General features: G+C 38.1%; 23 protein-coding genes, 1 pseudogene and 1 other annotated feature. Of the genes and pseudogenes, 20 read left to right on the forward strand and 4 right to left on the reverse strand.

Going from position 1 to position 21,279, the window contains the following annotated elements; translation table 11 throughout:
• Positions 1–13: 13 nt before the first annotated feature.
• Both JIN86_RS23985 and JIN86_RS23990 read right to left on the reverse strand, forming a co-directional pair.
• Positions 14–796, reverse strand: coding sequence for a methyl-accepting chemotaxis protein (locus JIN86_RS23985; protein ID WP_232735613.1), 783 nt, complete (start codon positions 794–796; stop codon positions 14–16).
• Positions 779–1,339, reverse strand: a pseudogene (locus JIN86_RS23990) (protoglobin domain-containing protein); the annotation flags it as partial. The pseudogene JIN86_RS23990 and the gene JIN86_RS23985, both read right to left, overlap by 18 nt.
• Positions 1,340–1,609: 270 nt before the next feature.
• Between JIN86_RS23990 and JIN86_RS17435 the strand changes: the two are divergent.
• Positions 1,610–1,819: a hypothetical protein gene (locus tag JIN86_RS17435; RefSeq protein ID WP_004233568.1), complete on the forward strand. Its 210-nt coding sequence runs from the start codon at positions 1,610–1,612 to the stop codon at positions 1,817–1,819.
• Between the two features lie 43 nt (positions 1,820–1,862).
• On the opposite strand, the gene corA is transcribed toward JIN86_RS17435, so the two are convergent.
• Both corA and JIN86_RS17445 read right to left on the reverse strand, forming a co-directional pair.
• Positions 1,863–2,825 (reverse strand): magnesium/cobalt transporter CorA, encoded by a 963-nt coding sequence (gene corA / locus JIN86_RS17440; RefSeq protein WP_004233569.1) that lies wholly within the window; start codon positions 2,823–2,825, stop codon positions 1,863–1,865.
• 33 nt (positions 2,826–2,858) lie between these two features.
• Positions 2,859–3,542, reverse strand: a complete 684-nt coding sequence (locus tag JIN86_RS17445; protein ID WP_004233570.1) for a class I SAM-dependent methyltransferase — start codon at positions 3,540–3,542, stop codon at positions 2,859–2,861.
• Between the two features lie 125 nt (positions 3,543–3,667).
• Here JIN86_RS17445 and JIN86_RS17450 point away from each other — a divergent pair, with 125 nt between their 5' ends.
• The 19 genes from JIN86_RS17450 (at position 3,668) to nusG (ending at position 21,257) form a co-directional block, all read left to right on the forward strand.
• Positions 3,668–3,973, forward strand: a complete 306-nt coding sequence (locus JIN86_RS17450) for a DUF4870 domain-containing protein (RefSeq protein WP_004233571.1) — start codon at positions 3,668–3,670, stop codon at positions 3,971–3,973.
• 266 nt (positions 3,974–4,239) lie between these two features.
• Entirely contained in the window at positions 4,240–4,710 is a 471-nt protein-coding gene (locus JIN86_RS17455) for a CtsR family transcriptional regulator (protein WP_004233573.1), read from the forward strand.
• A gap of 13 nt (positions 4,711–4,723) precedes the next feature.
• Positions 4,724–5,266: a UvrB/UvrC motif-containing protein gene (locus tag JIN86_RS17460; protein ID WP_004233574.1), complete on the forward strand. Its 543-nt coding sequence runs from the start codon at positions 4,724–4,726 to the stop codon at positions 5,264–5,266.
• Positions 5,263–6,372 (forward strand): protein-arginine kinase McsB, encoded by a 1,110-nt coding sequence (gene mcsB, locus JIN86_RS17465; RefSeq protein ID WP_004233575.1) that lies wholly within the window; start codon positions 5,263–5,265, stop codon positions 6,370–6,372. Before JIN86_RS17460 ends, mcsB begins: the two co-directional genes overlap by 4 nt.
• Positions 6,362–8,806, forward strand: a complete 2,445-nt coding sequence (locus JIN86_RS17470) for an ATP-dependent Clp protease ATP-binding subunit (RefSeq protein WP_004233576.1) — start codon at positions 6,362–6,364, stop codon at positions 8,804–8,806. Before mcsB ends, JIN86_RS17470 begins: the two co-directional genes overlap by 11 nt.
• A 91-nt stretch (positions 8,807–8,897) precedes the next feature.
• Complete coding sequence (radA, locus tag JIN86_RS17475) at positions 8,898–10,274, forward strand: DNA repair protein RadA (RefSeq protein WP_004233577.1); 1,377 nt, start codon at positions 8,898–8,900, stop codon at positions 10,272–10,274.
• Positions 10,275–10,556: 282 nt separating this feature from the next.
• The gene (locus JIN86_RS17480; protein WP_004233578.1) at positions 10,557–11,642 is read left to right on the forward strand and encodes a PIN/TRAM domain-containing protein; all 1,086 of its coding nucleotides are present in this window, start codon (positions 10,557–10,559) and stop codon (positions 11,640–11,642) included.
• An 11-nt stretch (positions 11,643–11,653) separates the two neighbouring features.
• Positions 11,654–12,349, forward strand: coding sequence for a 2-C-methyl-D-erythritol 4-phosphate cytidylyltransferase (gene ispD / locus JIN86_RS17485; protein ID WP_202342480.1), 696 nt, complete (start codon positions 11,654–11,656; stop codon positions 12,347–12,349).
• Between the two features lie 314 nt (positions 12,350–12,663).
• Complete coding sequence (gene epsC, locus JIN86_RS17490; RefSeq protein ID WP_004233580.1) at positions 12,664–13,605, forward strand: serine O-acetyltransferase EpsC; 942 nt, start codon at positions 12,664–12,666, stop codon at positions 13,603–13,605.
• 141 nt (positions 13,606–13,746) lie between these two features.
• Positions 13,747–14,223 (forward strand): 2-C-methyl-D-erythritol 2,4-cyclodiphosphate synthase, encoded by a 477-nt coding sequence (ispF, locus tag JIN86_RS17495; RefSeq protein ID WP_004233581.1) that lies wholly within the window; start codon positions 13,747–13,749, stop codon positions 14,221–14,223.
• A gap of 90 nt (positions 14,224–14,313) precedes the next feature.
• Positions 14,314–15,774, forward strand: a complete 1,461-nt coding sequence (gene gltX / locus JIN86_RS17500; protein ID WP_004233582.1) for a glutamate--tRNA ligase — start codon at positions 14,314–14,316, stop codon at positions 15,772–15,774.
• A gap of 50 nt (positions 15,775–15,824) precedes the next feature.
• Positions 15,825–16,043, forward strand: a binding site (T-box leader).
• A gap of 60 nt (positions 16,044–16,103) precedes the next feature.
• Entirely contained in the window at positions 16,104–17,504 is a 1,401-nt protein-coding gene (gene cysS, locus JIN86_RS17505; RefSeq protein ID WP_202342481.1) for a cysteine--tRNA ligase, read from the forward strand.
• A complete protein-coding gene (locus JIN86_RS17510) occupies positions 17,489–17,929 on the forward strand; it encodes a Mini-ribonuclease 3 (RefSeq protein WP_009373982.1) in 441 nt (146 codons plus the stop codon). Before cysS ends, JIN86_RS17510 begins: the two co-directional genes overlap by 16 nt.
• Entirely contained in the window at positions 17,929–18,681 is a 753-nt protein-coding gene (gene rlmB / locus JIN86_RS17515; RefSeq protein WP_004233585.1) for a 23S rRNA (guanosine(2251)-2'-O)-methyltransferase RlmB, read from the forward strand. Before JIN86_RS17510 ends, rlmB begins: the two co-directional genes overlap by 1 nt.
• Positions 18,682–18,683: 2 nt before the next feature.
• Positions 18,684–19,196 (forward strand): NYN domain-containing protein, encoded by a 513-nt coding sequence (locus JIN86_RS17520; protein ID WP_004233586.1) that lies wholly within the window; start codon positions 18,684–18,686, stop codon positions 19,194–19,196.
• A 68-nt stretch (positions 19,197–19,264) separates the two neighbouring features.
• A complete protein-coding gene (gene sigH / locus JIN86_RS17525; protein WP_004233587.1) occupies positions 19,265–19,912 on the forward strand; it encodes an RNA polymerase sporulation sigma factor SigH in 648 nt (215 codons plus the stop codon).
• 76 nt (positions 19,913–19,988) lie between these two features.
• A complete protein-coding gene (gene rpmG / locus JIN86_RS17530; protein WP_004233588.1) occupies positions 19,989–20,135 on the forward strand; it encodes a 50S ribosomal protein L33 in 147 nt (48 codons plus the stop codon).
• Positions 20,136–20,183: 48 nt separating this feature from the next.
• On the forward strand, positions 20,184–20,369 hold the full coding sequence (gene secE / locus JIN86_RS17535; protein WP_004233589.1) for a preprotein translocase subunit SecE: 186 nt from the start codon (positions 20,184–20,186) through the stop codon (positions 20,367–20,369).
• Positions 20,370–20,723: 354 nt separating this feature from the next.
• The gene (nusG, locus tag JIN86_RS17540) at positions 20,724–21,257 is read left to right on the forward strand and encodes a transcription termination/antitermination protein NusG (RefSeq protein ID WP_004233590.1); all 534 of its coding nucleotides are present in this window, start codon (positions 20,724–20,726) and stop codon (positions 21,255–21,257) included.
• Positions 21,258–21,279: the final 22 nt, after the last annotated feature.

Raw genomic sequence — 21,279 nt, forward strand, 5'->3', positions numbered from 1 at the left:
TTCCCTTTTTATTTTACATATTTAGTTCATTGACAACATTAATGAGCGAGTCGGAAGAAGAAGAGACTAGCGTAGCGCCCTGCGATAATTCAGTGATTAAATTAGAAATGGCTGAAATATCTCTAGATGTATTTACGTATTGCTGCTGAATGCCAGAAACTGCATCAGCAATATCATTAAATGACTTGGATAAGCTTTCTTGTGTATTGACACTATGTTGAATTTTTTGATCAACATTAATAACTGAATTAGCCATAGTCGTAATATTACTTTCTGTGTCCTTAATAAGATGAGAAACATTTTGGACAGCATTTTTTGTTTCCTCAGCAAGTTTACGAACTTCCTCAGCCACCACTGCAAAACCTTTCCCATGTTCTCCAGCTCGTGCAGCTTCAATCGAAGCATTTAATGCTAATAAATTGGTTTGATCAGCAATGCCTGTAACTAGCCCAACGATTTCAGAAATTTTTTGAGAAGAGGTACGTAGTTGGTTCATCGTTACTTCAAGACCATTGACACTTTGCAAAATAACTTGGATTAAATCATTTTGTTCTTTCAATTGCTGTTGGCCTCGTCTTGATTTTTCTTGTGTATCTGCTACAAAACTCAATCCTTGCTTGGTTGCTACAGCAATATCATCTGTTTGTGAGGAAATCACTAATAGTGATGCGGCTGTTTCTTCACTAATGGCATTAAGCTCCTCTGCAGTACTTTGGATCGTCGTTACAAGGGAATTTTTTGTTGCATCTGCTGTTGATCGAATACGTTCTTCCTCTTTTTCATATGCCTCAATCACGAGCTGTTGCTCAAAATTAATGATTTTACAAAAAGCGTTTATAGCACGAATAGCATCTGTTTTGGAAATATCTACCTCGTTCACAAAGTTTGCAAAAGTAGTAGTGAGTGACTGGAATGAGGCAATATACCACTTTGATTGCAAGCCAATTCGAACGTGAGCCTCAGCAATGGCTTTTCGTTCAGCAATATAGGCATCATTAATATGACTTTCAAAAATGTCACTTAAATGTTTATGTAACGTGATTTTCAAACGATCAATATGTGATGTTCTATTAATAATATCAAGTAAATCTTGGCTCAAACTAATGGCTACATAAAATTTCTCCACCATTTCAGGAACTAGGTCTTTAGCCAAAGGCTGTAGTTGCTTAATGATAGCTAAATCCTCAAGTGTTAAATTTAAAAGTTGTAATTGTTTTTGAAGGTTGGGGTGGTTCAATACATCTAATTGTACATTGCTCTTAAAATTTTCAGGTGTTAATGTAATTGCGTAGCTAGCACTACTATTTTTTGAAAACCAACTCATTATTATTTGCTCCATTCTTAATATCCATAATAAATTGTAAGTAAATAAGCACTTTTGAAATTTGTTAGGTTTGTAAATTTAATAAATAAATGGTATTAAATCTATTTTACTATTATTTGCTGAATATTTGGTTAAAAAATTGGTTAATTCTTTATTTTTTTTACTTTATTGTTAGTCCAAATGGTGAAGCAATGTAAATTTGAATTTAAAATAGGAAACCTGTAAAATACGAACTGTTTAGCAATATAAAAATCGTACGAAAATAAAAATGGAAGGAGGGGTGGTATGGAGAAAAAACGTTTTAAATTTGTTATTCCTGTTATGGTGATTGTTTCCATTGGCTCTGTTTATATGCTACGAAACTATCATGCTGAGGTACCAGATATTGAGCAATTATTAATTACAATATGTGCAGCTTTGGGATCAGGGGTATTAGCGTACTTTTTATTTCCACAGCAAGGTGATAATAAGATTGATGACAGAGGACCATATTAATAGATTAAAAAACTGCTCGTTTTTATTAAAACGAGCAGTCTTTTTATGGTTTAAACAGTTTAAACCAGCCTTTATGTTTAAAGACGGCCAACATAAAGATAACGATAATTATCATAATCCCGAGTACAATAAAATAGCTGTATTGCCCATGTAGCTCAGGCATGTTATCGAAATTCATCCCATACACACCAGCAATGAAAGTAAGTGGTATAAAGATAGTTGATACAATTGTTAAAGTCATCATAATCCCGTTCATTCGGCTAGAACTCATAGCCATATAACTATCTCGCATATCTGCTGTAAGCTCTCGATTAGATTCAACCATTTCTGTTAGCTTAAGTAGATGGTCGTAGATATCTCCAAAATAAGCTCTCTCCGATTTTTTTAGTGAGAAACGGTAAGAATTAAGAATGCGATATAAAAGATCACGCATTGGTAAAATAGTACGTCTTAAGTCAAGCAAGTCACTACGGAACTCGAAGACAATTTTCATGGCATTTACATTACTTTGGTATGTAAGTTCACCTTCTAAAGCATTTAGATGATCTTCAATTTTGTAAACGAGTGGGAAATAACTATCAACAATTTTATCAATGGTTTGATACGTTAGGTATACAGTACCTCGCTCCCAATTCTTCGGTTGGTTTTCCAGCATTTTTTGCACCTTCTCTATCTCAGGGACAGGATTTTTATGGAAGGTTATGATGAATTTATTGGAGGCAAAAATATTAACCTCCTCCGCAGCTAACGTCTCTTCATTTACTCGATGAATGACAAAGAAATGAAAATCATCATAGAAATCGAGCTTAGGACGCTGCAACCTCATTAAGCAATCTTCAATAGCAAGAGGGTGAAAGTGGAAAAATGTATCCAACAATAATTCTTCCTCGGCTGTAGGACAATTAAAATCAACCCAATACCATTCAAATTCTTGCTGATGTATCTCTTCTAATGGAAAATCCTTTAACAATTGTTGCTGCTTTGTAATGCCAATGGTGCTTATCACGGTTTTCACCTCAAATTATTTACTACAAAATAGTTAGCGATCCTCTTTAAAGCATACCCAACCACCGAACAAAGTAGTGGCAAAAAATCTAGAAGGTTTAGTAAAGCCCGCACTTTGTAAAAGTGTTAAAATTTCCTCTTCACTCATAAAAGAAAGGGAACGAATGGATTTTTCCATCTCTGCTACATCGGATAAAGAAAGTCTTGTATGCTGTAGCCAATAAGAACGCCATAAATCAAATTGTAGTTCTGTTTCTAAAGATCCTAGCTGACCATATTTTGAAACAAGGACAAATGGTGCTCCAGGTTTCAAATGTCTTGCTATTGCTTTTATTGTTTCTAGCTTTTCTTTATAATCGTGAATAAAATGCAAGACGAGTACACAACTTGCTGCATCATACTGAGTAGAGGACAGCGAAGCATCTAGTATTGTAGCCTGATGGAATGACATATTATTTGGTAGAGTGAGCAAACGCTCTTTAGCTATAGTAAGCATGGATTCTGATGGATCAATGCCAGTGAATGACCAGTGAGGTCTTCCTTCTGCAAGCTGTATAATTTCATTGCCACTCCCTGCTCCCACGACTAACATGTTAGCATTTTCTGATAGCCTAGAATAATAAAAAGTTTGTATTAAACGTAGCATGGTATCATAACTCGGCAATGTACGGCGAATACCCTTTTCATATTCATTTGCTAATGTGTTGTTAAATTCCAACGCTCCTCACAGCCTTTCAAAAAAATTTTAAAAAATCCTTCTTAATGTGAAACTATTGCGGGTATAGTTCCGTAAATAGTAGTACACAAAACATAGAATAAAGTTCAAAGAAAGGGTTGATATATATGGAGTCTAAATGGTCTAAAGTAATCATACACGCAAGTGCATTTTTTGCGCCATGGTTAGTGCCCATTATTTTCTTTTTAATTAGTTCGGATGAGGAAATAAAGGCAATTTCTATTCAAGCACTGCTATTCCAAATTGTCATGGGTGTTTTAATTGCTATCTCTGTTGTTTTAAGCTTTGTCCTTATTGGCTTACCATTTTTAATCATTTTCGGCATTATGCTATTTGTGGTACCGATTATCGGTATCGTAAAAGCATTGTCTGATGAACCTTGGCGTTATCCAATTGTTGGTCGCTGGGTATAATTTTCATAGACGCAAGTATATGCTAATTGCATATGCTTGCGTTTTTTCTATGACGAATAAGGGTACATTAGGTGTATGAGGAAATTATTAAACCGTAAACAAATGATCGAAAAGTGCCTTTTTCGGTTATTAAAAAGCCATTTTCAAGACTTTGCACTTTTCTATGGGCGAAATCATTGCAATTTTTTTCAAGCGTTTTGTATAATATACTCAAAGAAAGTCAAAGATAGTCAAAGTCAGTGAAGCAAGCGAGGTGTATTCCTAAAATGCGTAATATATCAGACATCATAGAGGGTTACTTAAAGCAAGTACTTGAATTAGGTGGGGAAGGGCATATTGAAATTAAACGTAGTGAAATTGCTGATAAATTTCAATGTGTACCATCACAAATAAATTATGTTATTAATACAAGATTTACTGCCGAGCGGGGTTACCTTGTTGAGAGCAAACGTGGTGGTGGTGGATACATTCGAATTTTACGTGTCCGCGCGAATTCACAGATTGATTTGATCGACGATGTTCTCAGGCAAATTGAAGGTGGGGCATCACAAACGATGGCAGAAGATTTGGTTTATCGACTCATTGATGAGCAGGTAATTTCCAAGCGAGAAGCGAAATTAATGTTAGCAGCAATTGATCGCTCCACGATCGACTTGCATCTCCCATTAAGAGATGTCATTCGATCAAAAATATTGCGAGCAATGCTGACAACAATAAAATATGAACAACAAAAATAGTGAGGTGATGGAAATGATATGCGAACATTGTAAACAACGTAATGCGACAGTTACAGTAACACAAGTTCAAAGTGGGCAAAAAGTAGAGCATCATTATTGTGACGTCTGCGCCTCACAATTCCATCCATTTCATGCAGAGTTTAAACAAGAGCCAGTATCTATTCAACAGTTATTGTCTAACTGGTTTGGCTCTCCTACATGGCAAAAGGTGGGGGAAAAACAACAGGTACAACCACAGCAGCAAACATGCCCACAATGTGGATTTTCGTATAAGCAATTTTTAAAAGAAGGAAAATTCGGGTGCCCAAGCTGTTATGACACATTTGGAGATCATTTGCCAAAGCTTTTTAATCGTATTCAGGCAGGTCCACAACACATTGGTAAAATGCCTGGTGCTCGCAGTAATGTGTATGTTATTAAAAAGCAAATAGAGGATATCCGCAAGCGTATGAAATCCGCCGTAGATGAAGAACAGTTTGAAGAAGCGGCGAAGCTACGTGATGAAGTCAAAGAGCTAGAGAAGCATCTACAATTTGAAGGTGGTGATGTGACATGATGATTGAATCATTTTTAGAGCGTGCGACACCAACATGGATGCATATCAAAGATGATTACTCAGATATCGTCATTAGTACACGGATCCGCCTTGCACGAAATTTAGATGGCTATCGTTTTCCATTAGCATTTTCAGAAAATGAGGCACTGCAAGTGGAACAGGCCGTTACACATGCAATCAGCGATAGCCCAACGCTTCAAAATGATTATGCTTATTTTGCTATAAAGGATTTAACCCCTTTACAGCGTCAAATTCTTGTAGAAAAGCATTTGATTAGCCCGCAACTGGCTAAAAAAGAGCAAGTGGGCTCTATACTACTCTCTGAAGATGAATCCATTAGCATTATGGTGAATGAAGAGGATCATTTACGCATTCAATGTATGACAGCAAGTTTTCAACTTCAAAGTGCCTATGAACAAGCAAATAAGATTGATCGTATCCTAGAGAAAGTATTACCATATGCTTTTCGAGATACTTTTGGTTATTTAACAAGCTGTCCAACGAATATTGGTACAGGGCTACGAGCATCCGTCATGATGCATTTACCCGCTCTTACATTAACTGGGCAAATGAATCAAATTATAAATGCCATGACACGCTTAGGAATGACTGTAAGAGGTATATATGGTGAAGGAAGCGAAAATTTAGGAAATGTTTATCAAGTCTCTAACCAAATTACACTTGGGAAGACAGAGGAAGATATATTAGCAGATATACAAAGTGTCGCTGAAAAGATTATTCAAAAAGAGCGGCATGCAAGAGGTAAATTAATGGAAAAGGCAGAGCTTGCGCTAGAAGATCGCGTATATCGAGCTTTAGGCACACTTACACATGCAAGAATTTTAACAAGTGAGGAAGCTGCTACTTGCCTATCTAATGTTCGTTTAGGAGTAGATTTACAATTGATTGATGGTATACAAGCAACGACCTTAAATGAATGTGTTGTTAGTATGCAACCAGGTTTTTTACAGCACTATGCAGGTGAGGCATTACCACCTGCTGAACGGGATCGTGTACGAGCGGAGATGCTTCGTGACGCATTATCCCAAGAACATGCGAATAAGCCTATAAATGGGGAAAAAGGAGAGGATTTATATGATGTTTAATCGTTTTACACAACGCGCGCAAAAAGTATTACAGCTTGCTCAGGAAGAGGCTATTCGTTGGAAGCACGAATCTATCGGTACAGAGCATATTCTATTAGGGCTTATACGTGAAGGCGGTGGTATTGCTGCGAAAGCGTTAGAAGCCATTGATATTAGTCCTCAAATGATTGAAGCTGGCATTGAAGAATTAGTTGGTAAGGGCAAAGAAGATGTCGGTCCAATCGTTCATTATACGCCAAGAGCTAAAAAAGTAATTGAATTATCTGTTGATGAGTCACGTAAACTAGGTCACTCCTATATCGGTACAGAGCATTTATTATTGGCGCTTATACGTGAGGGTGAGGGGGTGGCAGCTCGCGTTTTAAACAATGCGGGAGTCGGCTTAAATAAAGCTCGCCAGCAAGTATTATTGCTATTAGGTAATAATGATAATGCACAATCTGGCCAACAAGCAGCTCAAGCTGCCAATACACCTACATTAGATAGCCTAGCACGTGATCTAACACAAATTGCACGTGAAGGTACATTAGACCCTGTCATTGGCCGAAGCAAGGAAATTACACGAGTTATTGAGGTTTTATCGCGTCGTACGAAAAATAACCCTGTATTAATTGGTGAGCCAGGTGTTGGTAAAACAGCGATTGCTGAAGGATTGGCACAGCAAATTATTAATAATGAAGTTCCAGAAATCCTTCGTGACAAACGTGTAATGACCTTAGATATGGGGACAGTTGTTGCAGGTACAAAATATCGTGGAGAATTTGAAGATCGTTTGAAAAAAGTGATGGATGAAATTCGCCAAGCAGGCAACATCATTTTATTTATTGACGAATTGCATACATTAATTGGTGCGGGTGGTGCTGAAGGTGCGATTGATGCATCAAATATCTTAAAACCATCTTTAGCACGTGGTGAACTTCAATGTATTGGTGCCACAACACTTGATGAGTACCGCAAGTACATTGAAAAGGATGCAGCCTTAGAGCGTCGTTTCCAACCAATCCAAGTGGATGAGCCGACAGTGGAAGAGGCTATTCTAATTATTCAAGGCTTACGCGATCGTTATGAAGCGCATCACCGTGTGAAAATTACAGATGAAGCGATTGAAGCAGCGGCAAAAATGAGTGATAGATATATTTCTGACCGATTCTTACCAGATAAAGCGATTGACTTAATCGATGAAGCAGGTTCTAAAGTACGCTTACGCTCATTCGCAGTCCCACCAAACTTAAAGGCGCTTGAGGATAAGCTTGAAAATGTTCGTTCTGAAAAAAATGCAGCCGTATCAGGTCAAGAATTTGAAAAGGCAGCAGCGCTAAGAGATACAGAGCAAAAGCTGAAGGATGAAATTGAAGCTACTCGAAAAAATTGGAAAGAAGAGCAAGGTAAAGCCGAATCTAAAGTGACTGTGGATGATGTAGCAGCAGTTGTATCAATGTGGACAGGAATTCCAGTAGCTAAAATTGCTTCTGAAGAATCTTCGAAGTTATTACAGCTTGAAGAAGAGTTACACAAACGTGTAGTAGGGCAAGGAGAAGCAGTAGAAGCGATTTCTCGTGCAATACGTCGTGCAAGAGCAGGCTTAAAAGATCCAAAACGACCAATTGGCTCATTTATCTTCTTAGGACCTACAGGCGTTGGTAAAACAGAGCTTGCAAGAGCACTTGCTGAAGTAATGTTTGGTGATGAGGATGCGATGATTCGTGTTGATATGTCCGAGTATATGGAGAAACATTCGACTTCTCGTCTAGTAGGTTCACCTCCAGGCTATGTAGGCTTCGATGATGGTGGCCAACTGACAGAGAAAGTTCGCCGTAAGCCATATTCAGTCGTTTTATTAGATGAAATTGAAAAGGCACACCCTGATGTATTCAATATTCTATTGCAAGTGCTTGAAGATGGTCGTTTAACTGACTCTAAGGGACGTGTAGTAGACTTCCGCAATACAGTGGTCATTATGACGTCAAACGTTGGTGCAGATGCATTAAAATACCAAAAGAACCTTGGTTTCAATGTAGGTGGTGCAGAGTCTAAGCATAAAGACATGAAGGGTACGATGTTAGAAGAATTGAAAAAAGCATTCCGTCCAGAATTCTTAAACCGTATCGATGAAATGATTGTCTTCCACGCCTTAGAAAAAGAGCACTTAAAAGAAATCATTGCGATGATGGGCAATGCTTTAACAAAACGCTTGAAAGAGCAAGATATTTCGTTAGAGCTGACTGATGCAGCACTTGAAAAAATTGCTGAAGAAGGCTATGACCCTCAATATGGTGCTCGTCCACTACGTCGTGCATTACAAAAACAAGTAGAGGATCGATTATCAGAAGAATTACTAAAGGGTAATGTAGAAAAGGGTAATCAGGTTGTCATTGATTACGTAAACGATGAGTTTGTTGTAAAGAAAAAAGAGGGAGTTTCCATCTCTAAATAATTTCAAGAAAAGACAGTAAGGCTTTAAGTGCCAAGCTGTCTTTTTTTTTGTACAATTAAGGATAAGAACAAATATTCGAGGTGAAAGCAATTTGGCAAAGAAAAAAACGAAATTTGTATGTTCAGGCTGTGGCTATGAATCTGCTAAATGGATGGGAAGATGCCCTGGGTGTGGCGAATGGAATAAAATGGTGGAAGAAGTAGAAATGGTTGCAAAAGGCCCACGTGGAGCATTTCAACATTCTGCTACAGTTACTCAAAAGGCAATCCCCATTATCCAAGTGGAAGCTACTGAAGAATCGCGCGTAGCAACAGAAATGGGCGAACTCAATCGTGTATTAGGCGGTGGCATTGTACCTGGTTCTCTAGTATTAATTGGGGGTGATCCTGGAATAGGGAAATCAACATTACTATTACAGGTTTCCGCATTACTCTCGAATAAAGGGCATCGCGTACTTTATATTTCTGGAGAGGAATCTATTCGTCAAACGAAATTACGAGCAGAGCGTTTAGGAGTGATTTCTCAAGAGCTTTACATATACTCTGAAACAAACCTAGAGTTTTTAAACCAAACCATTGATGAAGTACAACCTAAATTTGTCATTGTCGATTCCATACAAACGGTTTTTCATCCAGAAGTAACAAGCGCCCCAGGTAGTGTCTCACAGGTTCGTGAATGTACAGCTGAGCTGATGCGAATCGCTAAAACAAAAGGTATTGCTATTTTTCTAGTAGGGCATGTCACAAAAGAGGGACAAATTGCAGGGCCACGTATTTTAGAGCATATGGTGGATACTGTACTGTACTTTGAAGGGGAGAGACATCATAATCATCGTATTTTACGAAGCCAAAAAAACCGCTTCGGATCTACAAATGAAATTGCTATATTTGAAATGCTTCAAGGTGGGTTAAAGGAAGTTCTAAACCCTTCTGAGCTATTTTTACAGGAGCGTTCACAAGGTGCGGCGGGGTCAACTATTGTAGCCTCAATGGAGGGGACAAGGCCAATCCTTGTTGAAATTCAATCCTTAGTTACGCCTACGAGCTTTAACTATCCTAAACGTATGGCCACAGGTGTCGATCAAAATCGAGTACAATTGCTAATGGCTGTACTAGAAAAGCGTATGGGTCTCATGCTACAAGCTCAGGATGCATATATTAAAGTTGCTGGTGGTGTCAAGCTGGATGAGCCAGCAATAGATTTAGCAGTGTTGACAAGCATTGTATCTAGTTTTAAGGATCAGGCAGTGCGTGCAACGGATTGCTTTATTGGTGAGGTCGGACTGACAGGTGAGGTCCGTCGGGTATCACGTATAGAACAGAGAGTCATTGAAGCGGCGAAGCTTGGATTTAAAAGAGCTTTCATTCCTTCTTCGAATATTGGTGGTTGGGAATTTCCGCAGGGAATTGAAATTGTTGGTGTAGAAACGATAAAAGATGCACTAAATGCATGCTTTAGAGAGTTATAAAGGAGGTTGTGCATGTTGGATATTATTCTGACATGCATTTTCCTTCATTTTTAATGCTAATATCGGAAACTCAAATAAAAGAATGAACGTCCTAAATAATAGCTGATGAATGAATAAAGGATTTCATCTAGTACGAACAAAATAGAAGTTTGTAAAATTTTGTCTAACTGTCTTATCCTTGTTTCACAACATCAAAAATAATGAGATTTTGACTGAGCTCATGAAAGATTTTCTACCGTAAACTATGTATAATCTTAACTAACCATTAGGAGGTGACAGCTTGTGAAAAAATTTGTTCAAATTGCGTTTTTACTGATTGGAGGAGCATTGGGCCTTGTTTTCTTACCGCCATTATACGAATTGCTTCATTTATCATCTAATCCTTGGCTAGATAATCCTTATGTATCAGTAGCTCTAGGCGCACTTTTACTGTTTACACTATCTTTTGCATTTTCCGATTACTTTGTAAGGCTCATTAGCTGGATGGAAGAAGTTCTGTTTAAGGTTCCTATCGGAGATTTATTATTTGGTACGTTTGGTTTAATAATTGGGTTGATTGTCGCTTACTTTTTAGGCTTTGCCATTGATAGTGTACCATTCCCTGTTATTTCGGAAGTACTTCCAATTATCCTGTCATTTGTATTAGGGTATTTAGGGTTCCGTCTAGGTTTTAGAAAAAGAGATGAGCTCATACAGCTTTTTACATTACGTAGTACCAATACGAAGAAAAAAGCTGCTGAAGGTGCTGAAGCTCAGGAGGTTCGTGGAAGCTACAAACTGCTAGATACAAGTGTAATTATCGATGGTCGTATTGCTGATATTTCTGAAACAGGCTTCATTGAAGGTATATTAGTTGTACCTCAATTTGTGCTCACAGAGCTTCAGCATATAGCTGATTCTTCTGATACCTTAAAGCGCACAAGAGGTCGGCGTGGTTTAGATATTTTAAAAAAATTACAAGATGAGCGTAAGACAAAAGTTGAAATTACGGATGAGGATTTTGAAGATGTACAAGAGGTAGATTTAAAGCTTGTCCGTCTTGCAAAAAAAATGGGCAATGATACATGCATCGTTACGAATGATTTTAACCTGAATAAAGTCTGTGAGCTCCATCATGTAAAAGTGTTAAATATCAATGATTTAGCGAATGCAGTGAAACCTGTAGTCATACCAGGTGAAGATATGCAGGTTGTGGTTATAAAGGATGGCAAAGAGCATAACCAAGGAGTTGCCTATTTAGATGATGGTACGATGATTGTGGTTGAAGGTGGTCGTAGTTACATCGGACAGGCAATTACAGTTACAGTTACTAGTGTGCTGCAAACATCGGCAGGTCGTATGATATTTGCTAAGCCGAAGGACGATTAGGATGTGGGAAAATGCAATATGAAGTGGTTCTACCTGCTGCTGGAAGTGGTAAGCGTATGGGAGCAGGGCAAAATAAATTATTTTTAAAGCTTTTAGAGAAACCTATTCTGGTACACACACTAGAAGTGTTTCAACAAGATCCCGCTTGCACAGGTATTTGGCTCGCTGTAAAACCAGAAGAACGTGGATTTATTCAAAAAATGCTAGAGGACTATAGGATTACCAAAGTGAAGGGTTTACCTGATGGGGGTGCTGAGCGACAGCATTCGGTCCATTCGTGCATGAAAGAGATGCAACAGGTAGATATTGTGCTTGTCCACGATGCAGCACGCCCGTTTATTACGCATGATATCATTGCAAAGCTTGTACAGAACGCGCATAATCATGGTGCAGCAATTGCAGGGGTTCGTGCGAAAGATACGATGAAAAAAGTATCAATGAATGGCATTATAGAGGAAACGGTTGATCGAGAAAGCCTTTGGATGGTACAAACTCCACAAGCATTCCGTTTTGAATTAATTATGGAAGCGGAGGACGTAGCTGAAAAAGTAGGTTTTCTTGGGACAGATGAGGCAATGCTAATGGAGCGTCTCGGACATCAGGTACACATCGTAGAAAGTAGTTATGAAAATGTAAAAATGACAACACAAGAAGACTTAGTATTTGGTGAGGCAATTTTGCGTAAGCGTGAATCATTTAATCATTAAGAAATATTATTTATAGAGGCTATTCATTCGTAGTTTTTTGAGAATGGATAGTCTTTTTTATTTGTTTTGGTTGGGGAAAATTGTATGGTCAGAATGCCTTATTGCTTCGTAATCTGTTCATCCATATATGTATGATAATAATGACATTTTGCTAGTCGAATTAGATGCGAAGGCGTAGGAAGAAAATAAAAAGTTGGAATAGTTCAAATAAAGTGGTTTTATCCATTTGTGATCGTTTTACGTGTAAAATGAAATAGTGGATATATGATTAATAAGGTAATAGAATAGATGAAAAGATGTGAGGGGTGTTTATTGTGTCATTAAATGATTGGTTAAATCAAAAGGTTCCAGAAATTACAGGTTCATTAACTAGTATAAATAAACAGTACATCGACGTTGACAACTCAATAGGCTTTGATGGACGAGATCGGGTTATAAAAATAATCGATAATTTCCATGAGGTGCTGTTTCCTGGCATTTATATGACAAGACCTATTGATGAAACAAGGGTGAACGTAGTTTGCAGTAATAAGCTGCGTGAAACAGCATTAGATTTGCGAGATATTATCGAAAAAGTATTATTTTATAATATGGAGGACAGTGATCCTGCCAATTGCGAGAAGTATTGCCGTGAACAAGCAGACAAAATTGTTATGAATTTGATTAATCGATTTCCTGCCATTCGCCAAGTGTTACAAACAGATATTCAAGCGGCATATAATGGTGACCCTGCAGCTCTTTCCACAGAGGAGATTTTACTAAGCTATCCATCTATTGTGGCTGTTTATATTCACCGCATCGCACATGAGTTATACGAAATGGGCGTACAAATTGTGCCTCGTATTATGTCAGAATATGCACACCGATTAACAGGTATCGATATTCATCCAGGGGCTACCATAGGAGAATCTTTCTTTATTGACCATGGAACAGGTGTCGTTATCGGTGAAACTTGCACTATCGGTAAGAATGTAAAAATTTATCAAGGTGTAACATTAGGTGCACTAAGCTTCCCGTTAGATGAAAATGGTAATCCAATTAAGGGCATTAAGCGTCATCCGAATATTGCTGACAATGTTGTCATTTATGCTGGTGCTACTATTTTAGGGGGCGAGACGACGATTGGACATGATTCCGTCTTAGGGAGTAATATTTGGCTAACACACTCCGTTCCCCCTTATTCACGTGTCTATAATTCACAGCCATCTCCGAATATTAGCAACAGTCAAATGAAAAATATAGAGTATCATATTTAAAGAATATGGGGCAGTCTAGAGAGTGTAGCTTTCTAAACTGCCCATTACTGCTATAGGAGGATAATTATTAAAGCGCTTTTCAAACAACCTAGGGCAAATTTTGATATGATAATGATAAATATTAATTAAAGGAAGATGAATATGTTTCGAATTGGACAAGGTTTTGACGTACATGCATTTGAAGAAGGTCGTCCATTAATTATTGGGGGCATTACCATTCCGCATGAAAAAGGACTAGTAGGACATTCAGATGCGGATGTTCTCTTACACACTGTCACAGACGCGGCTCTAGGAGCAATTGGAGAAGGGGATATTGGCCGTCATTTTCCAGATACAGACCCTGCATTTAAAGATGCAGATTCAGCAAAATTATTAGAGTACATTTGGAAGATTGTTGAGGACAAGGGTTATTCTCTAGGTAATGTCGATTGTACCATTATGGCACAACGTCCTAAAATGGCACCCTATATTGGACAGATGCAACAACGTATCGCTGAATTATTACACGCAGAGCCTTCACAGGTAAATGTTAAAGCAACTACAACTGAACGATTAGGTTTTACAGGTCGCGAGGAAGGTATTGCGGCAATGGCAACGATTCTATTGATCAAGAAATAAATGTGGATGAACCCCGCTTTTATTTCCTGTAACAGAGTGGTAAAATGAACAAAGTCAATTTTTGATCGAAAATTTAGGAGGCTTTTAATTATGACGAAAGAAGTTCGCGTTCGTTACGCGCCATCTCCAACAGGTTATTTACATATCGGTGGAGCGCGTACAGCATTATTCAATTATTTATATGCAAAACATCATAACGGTAAATTCATTGTACGTATTGAAGATACGGATATTGAACGTAATGTAGAGGGCGGAGAAGCATCTCAGCTAGATAACCTAAAATGGTTAGGTATTGAATATGATGAGTCCATTGATATTGGTGGACCTTATGCGCCTTATCGTCAAATGGAACGTCTTGATATTTATAAAGAACACGCTGAAAAACTATTAGAGCAAGGTGTAGCCTACAAGTGTTTCTGTTCTTCTGAAAAGCTTGAAGCATCTCGTGAAGAACAAAAAGCAAGAGGTGTAGCGGCTCCTACTTATGATGGTACATGTCGCCACTTATCAGCAGATGAAGTCGCTGCTAAAGAAGCGGCAGGTGAGCCATACACAATTCGTATGCGTGTACCTGAAAATGTAACATACGAATTTGAAGATTTAGTTCGTGGACAAGTTACATTTGAATCTAAAGATATTGGTGATTGGGTACTTGTAAAAGCTAATGGTATTCCAACATATAACTATGCAGTTGTTTTAGATGATCACTTTATGGAAATCTCTCACGTTTTCCGCGGTGAGGAGCATTTATCGAATACACCAAAGCAAATGATGATCTTTGATGCATTTGGTTGGGAATATCCACGCTTTGGTCATATGACATTAATTATTAACGAAAACCGTAAAAAACTATCAAAGCGTGATGAATCGATTATTCAATTTGTTACGCAATATAAAGATTTAGGTTATCTTCCTGAAGCGATGTTTAACTTCTTTGCGCTACTTGGTTGGTCTCCAGAGGGAGAAGAAGAGATTTTCTCAAAAGAAGAATTTATCAAAATTTTTGATGAGAAACGTCTTTCAAAATCACCATCTATGTTCGATAAACAAAAGCTAACATGGATGAATAATCAATATATTAAAAAATTGTCTTTGGAAGAAGTTGTAGCATTATCTTTACCACACCTACAAAAAGCAGGCTTATTACCTGAAGAATTGACTGCAGAGCAACATGCTTGGGCGACGGATTTAATTGCGCTTTATCATGACCAAATGAGCTTTGGTGCAGAAATTGTCGAATTATCTAGCCTATTCTTTAACGACCATATTGAATATGATGAAGAAGCAAAAGAGGTTTTAGCAGGAGAGCAAGTACCTGAAGTAATGGCAGCATTTAAAGCGCAATTGGAAGAGCTAGAAGAGTTTACACCAGATGCGGTAAAAGCTGCAATTAAAGCTGTACAAAAGACAACTGGTCATAAAGGTAAAAATCTGTTCATGCCAATCCGTGTTGTGACAACTGGTGAAACACATGGACCAGAGTTGCCGAACGCCATTTGTTTAATTGGTAAAGAGAAAGCAATTGACCGTGTAGAGAAATTTGCACAATAAAGATAAATTTATTGACAATTCATTCTTTCGTTGTAAAATGTATTTACATTGAAAAAGCGTTGATAAGGAGAAGTAAGTGGCGCATGCTCTTAAGAGAGGACCATCATCGGCTGAAAGTGGTCTGAGCCTAGGCAAAACTGAAATGCACCTTTGAGCATAAAGCTGAACGAGAGTAGGCTTTATCGAGTCATCCCCGTTAATGGATGTCCAAAGTGGAAGGCTTTTTGTCTTCAATCAGAGTGGAACCACGCAAATCGAGCGTCTCTGTCATTCCTTTTAGGAGTGATAGGGGCGCTTTTTTATTCAACAGAAAAGGAGAGTGAAACACAATGGGTATTCAAATTTTTAACTCATTAACACGACAAAAGGAAACCTTTGTACCGCTAGAAGAGGGCAAGGTAAAAATGTATGTCTGCGGTCCTACGGTGTATAACTATATCCATATTGGGAATTCACGTCCTGTAATTGTTTATGATACAGTACGTCGTTATTTTCAGTATAAAGGCTATGATGTAAAGTTTGTTTCCAATTTTACGGATGTAGACGATAAAATTATTAAAGCAGCAAATGAGCTTGGTGAAGAAGTGCATGAATTAACAGAGCGCTTTATTGCAGCCTATTTTGAAGATGTTACAGCACTGGGATGCAAAAAAGCAGATGTTCATCCACGTGTGACAGAGCATATGGACGATATCATTCAATTTATTCAAGTGCTAATTGAAAAGGGCTACGCTTATGAGTCTGCTGGAGATGTATATTACCGTACTCGTAAATTTGATGGCTACGGTAAATTATCACACCAATCAGTTGACGATTTAAAAATCGGTGCTCGTATTGAAGCGGGCGAGAAAAAAGATGATGCGCTAGATTTCGCTTTATGGAAAGCTGCTAAGCCAGGTGAGATATTCTGGCAAAGCCCATGGGGAGATGGCCGTCCAGGGTGGCATATTGAGTGTTCTGTAATGGCTCGTGAACATTTAGGAGATACTATTGATATTCATGCTGGTGGGCAGGATTTAACTTTCCCTCACCACGAAAATGAAATTGCTCAATCAGAGGCACACAATGATAAAACATTTGCGCGTTATTGGATGCATAACGGGTATATTAATATTGATAATGAAAAGATGTCCAAATCTCTTGGGAATTTTATTCTTGTGAATGATATCCGTAAACAAATTGACCCGCAGATATTGCGTTTCTTCATGCTATCTGTCCATTATCGTCATCCAATTAACTTTGCGAAGGATCTAGTAGAAGCTGCTGCGTCAGGTTTAGAGCGTATTCGTACAGCATACAACAATGTGAAGCACCGCCTTACGACTACCGTAAGCTTAGGTGATCATTCAGAAGAATGGCTGAACAAAATTACGGAACAAAAAGCGCATTTTGAAGAGGCAATGGACGATGATTTTAATACAGCCAACGCTATTTCTGTATTATTTGAAGTAGCTCGTATTGCTAACATTTACTTAAGTGAAGCCAATACTTGCAAGAAGGTATTAGAAACTTTTATTGAAACCTTTGAAGTACTAGGTGACGTCTTAGGTATTGAATTTGCAAAAGAAGAAGAACTATTAGACGAAGAAATTGAAGAATTATTACAAGAGCGCGTTGAGGCACGTAAAAGTCGTGATTTTGCTCGTTCTGATGAGATCCGTGACCATTTGCAAGCCCAAGGTATCATTTTAGAAGATACACGACAAGGAACTAGATGGAAACGAGGGTAATTAAGTTGGATAAACTTCGCAATGAAGATGTTAAACAATTAAAAGCGCTGGCGTTAGCCTATATGGGTGATGCCGTATTGGAACAAAAGGTCCGAGAATATTTGCTACGCTCTGGTCGTGTTAAACCAAACACACTACATCGAGAGGCAACTCGCTACGTTTCAGCAAAAGCGCAATCTATGATCGTTCATCGCATGATAGATGAAAATTATTTAACAGAGGAGGAATTGGCTGTGTTCCGCCGTGGACGCAATGCCAAATCCGGCTCTGTACCAAAAAATACGGATGTCCAGACCTATCGTAATAGCTCAGGCTTTGAGGCAGTGCTTGGTAGTTTATATTTATTGAATGAACTAGAACGCGTCTACGAAATCATTGCATATGCTATTCAAATAATCGAGGAATCAAAAGGAGTGTCTAAATAATGGCAGAACAGAATGGTGAAATTATTGCCGGTAAAAACCCAGTGTTAGAAGCACTTCGTTCAGGCCGCGATATGAATAAAGTATGGATTGCAGAAGGAGTAAAGAAATCTGGCGTCAATGAACTGCTAGATTTAGCCCGTGAACGTGGTGTTATAGTTCAATTTGTCCCAAAAAAGAAAGTTGATCAATTATCAAGTGCTAATCATCAAGGAATCGTTGCTTCTGTTGCCGCTTATAAGTATGCTGAACTTGAGGATTTATTTGCAGCAGCGGCTAATAAACAGGAAGATCCTTTTTTCTTAATCTTAGATGAGTTAGAGGATCCTCATAATCTAGGGTCTATTATGAGAACGGCTGATGCTATAGGGGCACATGGTATTATTATTCCTAAGCGCCGATCAGTGAGTTTAACAGCAGTAGTGGCAAAGGCATCTACAGGAGCGATTGAACACGTTCCGGTTGTACGTGTAAACAACCTTGCTCAAACAATAGATGAATTAAAAGAACGTGGTATATGGATTGCAGGGACAGATGCAAAGGGATCTGCAGATTATCGAAAAATGGATGCAACATTACCATTAGCCATCATTATCGGTAGTGAGGGCAAAGGGATGGGGCGTTTATTAAAAGAGAAATGCGATTTTTTATATCACTTACCGATGGTTGGGCATGTCACATCACTGAACGCATCAGTAGCAGCGGCTTTATTAATGTACGAAGTGTATCGTAAACGTCAAGAAGCGATTGAGTAACAATGAAAAACATTTTGCTTGTTGATGGCTATAATATGATTGGATCTTGGAAAGAGCTGCGGCCATTGCGTGATACGAATTTTGAGGATGCGCGTAGAAGGTTGATAGAACTCATGGCTGAATATAAAGCAGCGATGGGTTGGCGCGTAATTATTGTTTTTGACGCACATCTTGTACCAGGAGTAGAGCAATCTTATATAGAAAATGATGTAGAAGTCATTTATACACGAAAAAATGAAACAGCAGATGAACGTATTGAAAAAATGACGCATGAATTAAAGGCTAGAAATATACAAATTCATGTAGCAACTTCTGATATGGCAGAGCAAAGTGTTATATTTGGGAATGGTGCCTTAAGGAAATCGGCTAGAGAGCTAGAAATTGATACAAGTATTATCCAACATAAAATTACTCACGATGTGAAGCGGAAGCAAGAAAGTAAGCCGCCTTCTCGTATAGAATTAAAGCCAGATGTTGCGCTCGCCTTTGAAAAATGGCGAAGAGGGTTGAAATGATTGATTGACGCATATTTTCCAATTCCGTTATACTGTTTCTAATTATCTGTTGTGGCTGAGGTGATACCATGTTTAAAAATAGCATTGTACAAGTGACACAAGATTTTGAACGATTCAATGATGAAGAGCTTATTGAAATGGTGCATCAAGGTAATACAGATGCGTTGGATTATTTGATTACGAAATACCGTTTGTTAGTAAGAGCGAAGGCAAGATCCTATTTTTTAATCGGAGCAGATAAGGAAGATATTGTACAAGAGGGCATGATAGGCTTATATAAAGCGATTCGTGATTTTAAAGGTGATAAGCTTGCATCATTCAGGGCTTTTGCAGAGTTATGCATTACAAGGCAGATTATCACAGCTATTAAAACAGCAACTAGGCAAAAGCATATACCTCTAAATTCCTATATTTCTTTGGACAAGCCTATATTCGACGAAGAGTCAGACCGAACGCTTATGGATGTACTAACGGGTGCTATTATGGATGATCCAGAAGAATTGATGATTCATAGAGAAGAGTTTGGATATTTAGAAGAAAAGATGAGTGAGATTTTAAGTGAATTAGAGCTACAAGTTTTAGCCTTATATCTAGACGGTCAGTCTTATCATGAGATTTCCGCCAAATTAAATCGTCATGTGAAATCTATCGATAATGCATTGCAGCGGGTAAAACGTAAATTAGAACGTCATTTAGTCCTTGAGGAAATGTCTTAGCCCATATAGGCTTTATTGACATTGACAAATATAGGTGTTAGTCTTAAAAAGACAAAGTGCCGAAAAAGGTGATTATATGGCAAAAAAAGTCGTGCTAAATTGTGAGAAATGTGGTTCGAGAAATTACACGTTCCCAGCTAAAGAAGGTTCAACTGTACGTCTCGAATTAAAGAAATTTTGCTCGCATTGCAATGAACATACAATGCATAAACAAACGCTATAAAATGATATGTAAATAGACAGATTTGATTGATTCGGAGGTTAAGCTAGAATGGGCAAGATCAAAAGCTTTTTCAGCGATGTAATGTCAGAAATGCGCAAAACAAGCTGGCCGAAAAGTAAAGAACTGACGAAATATACAGTCGTTGTAATTTCAACTGTTGTCATTATGGCTTTATTTTTTGTGTTAGTTGACTTAGGTATTTCATCATTATTCCGCTGGTACTTAGATTTATAATTTAGTAAATAGCATATTTTTGAAATAGCCCGTCCATTGCAATAACGGGTTTTTTCGTTTGTTTTATCTTCATTCAGCAGAAAACTCCATCTAATTGGATCGATGAGATGGGTGAAGTGAAGCGCAAAGCAGTAAAATCTCCTCATTATGATAAATACTACTAGGAGAGTATGATAGTAGCGATAGATGACTATGCTAGTTTCGGTATATATCATCGAGCTTTCGCAAGTAAATAGCGAAAGCTATATTTTTCTAATGAGATGTTTGTGAAAAGAGTAAAAATGCATTGAGCGTATCGCGATTCATTTTCACTTTTATTTGTAAGGGAGGGACGGACGAGGAGTCCTAGTAGTTATGGAGAAAAATTGGTATGTTGTTCATACGTATTCAGGGTATGAAAACCGTGTAAAAGCAAACCTAGAGAAACGTGTTGAAACAATGGGAATGCAAGATAAAATCTTCCGTGTGATTGTTCCTGAGCACGAAGAAACAGAAATGAAAGATGGAAAAAAACGTACAATGATGCGTAAAGTTTTCCCTGGTTATGTGTTAGTAGAGTTAATCATGACAGATGATTCTTGGTATGTAGTTCGAAATACACCTGGTGTTACGGGCTTTATCGGTTCATCTGGTGGAGGAGCAAAACCAACACCGTTATTACCTGAAGAAGCCGATCGTCTACTGCAGCAAATGGGTATGACTGATAAAGTTGTAGAAGTGGACATTACTGTTGGTGAAGCAGTAGAAGTATTAGAAGGGCCGTTTGCTCATTTCCAAGGGCGTGTTGAAGAAATTGACACAGAAAAAGGTAAAATTAAAGTGACGGTTGATATGTTTGGTCGCGAAACAATTATGGAGCTAGATTTCGAACAAGTTCAAAAATTATAGTTCTAACAATAGAACACTACAT

Origin of the sequence: Lysinibacillus sp. HST-98, from assembly GCF_016757845.1 — a bacterium.
Taxonomy (GTDB): Bacteria; Bacillota; Bacilli; order Bacillales_A; family Planococcaceae; genus Lysinibacillus; species Lysinibacillus capsici.

What these genes read in the sequence shown, in the direction of transcription:
- JIN86_RS17470 (WP_004233576.1), top strand. Translation starts at nt 6,362, where the DNA reads ATGATGTTTAATCGTTTTACACAACGCGCGCAAAAAGTATTACAGCTT.
- ispF (WP_004233581.1), top strand. Translation starts at nt 13,747, where the DNA reads ATGTTTCGAATTGGACAAGGTTTTGACGTACATGCATTTGAAGAAGGT.
- sigH (WP_004233587.1), top strand. Translation starts at nt 19,265, where the DNA reads ATGTTTAAAAATAGCATTGTACAAGTGACACAAGATTTTGAACGATTC.
- nusG (WP_004233590.1), top strand. Translation starts at nt 20,724, where the DNA reads ATGGAGAAAAATTGGTATGTTGTTCATACGTATTCAGGGTATGAAAAC.
- rpmG (WP_004233588.1), top strand. Translation starts at nt 19,989, where the DNA reads ATGGCAAAAAAAGTCGTGCTAAATTGTGAGAAATGTGGTTCGAGAAAT.
- ispD (WP_202342480.1), top strand. Translation starts at nt 11,654, where the DNA reads ATGCAATATGAAGTGGTTCTACCTGCTGCTGGAAGTGGTAAGCGTATG.
- JIN86_RS17510 (WP_009373982.1), top strand. Translation starts at nt 17,489, where the DNA reads ATGGAAACGAGGGTAATTAAGTTGGATAAACTTCGCAATGAAGATGTT.
- JIN86_RS17460 (WP_004233574.1), top strand. Translation starts at nt 4,724, where the DNA reads ATGATATGCGAACATTGTAAACAACGTAATGCGACAGTTACAGTAACA.
- cysS (WP_202342481.1), top strand. Translation starts at nt 16,104, where the DNA reads ATGGGTATTCAAATTTTTAACTCATTAACACGACAAAAGGAAACCTTT.
- rlmB (WP_004233585.1), top strand. Translation starts at nt 17,929, where the DNA reads ATGGCAGAACAGAATGGTGAAATTATTGCCGGTAAAAACCCAGTGTTA.
- JIN86_RS17520 (WP_004233586.1), top strand. Translation starts at nt 18,684, where the DNA reads ATGAAAAACATTTTGCTTGTTGATGGCTATAATATGATTGGATCTTGG.
- secE (WP_004233589.1), top strand. Translation starts at nt 20,184, where the DNA reads ATGGGCAAGATCAAAAGCTTTTTCAGCGATGTAATGTCAGAAATGCGC.
- JIN86_RS17450 (WP_004233571.1), top strand. Translation starts at nt 3,668, where the DNA reads ATGGAGTCTAAATGGTCTAAAGTAATCATACACGCAAGTGCATTTTTT.
- JIN86_RS17455 (WP_004233573.1), top strand. Translation starts at nt 4,240, where the DNA reads ATGCGTAATATATCAGACATCATAGAGGGTTACTTAAAGCAAGTACTT.
- gltX (WP_004233582.1), top strand. Translation starts at nt 14,314, where the DNA reads ATGACGAAAGAAGTTCGCGTTCGTTACGCGCCATCTCCAACAGGTTAT.
- JIN86_RS17435 (WP_004233568.1), top strand. Translation starts at nt 1,610, where the DNA reads ATGGAGAAAAAACGTTTTAAATTTGTTATTCCTGTTATGGTGATTGTT.
- mcsB (WP_004233575.1), top strand. Translation starts at nt 5,263, where the DNA reads ATGATGATTGAATCATTTTTAGAGCGTGCGACACCAACATGGATGCAT.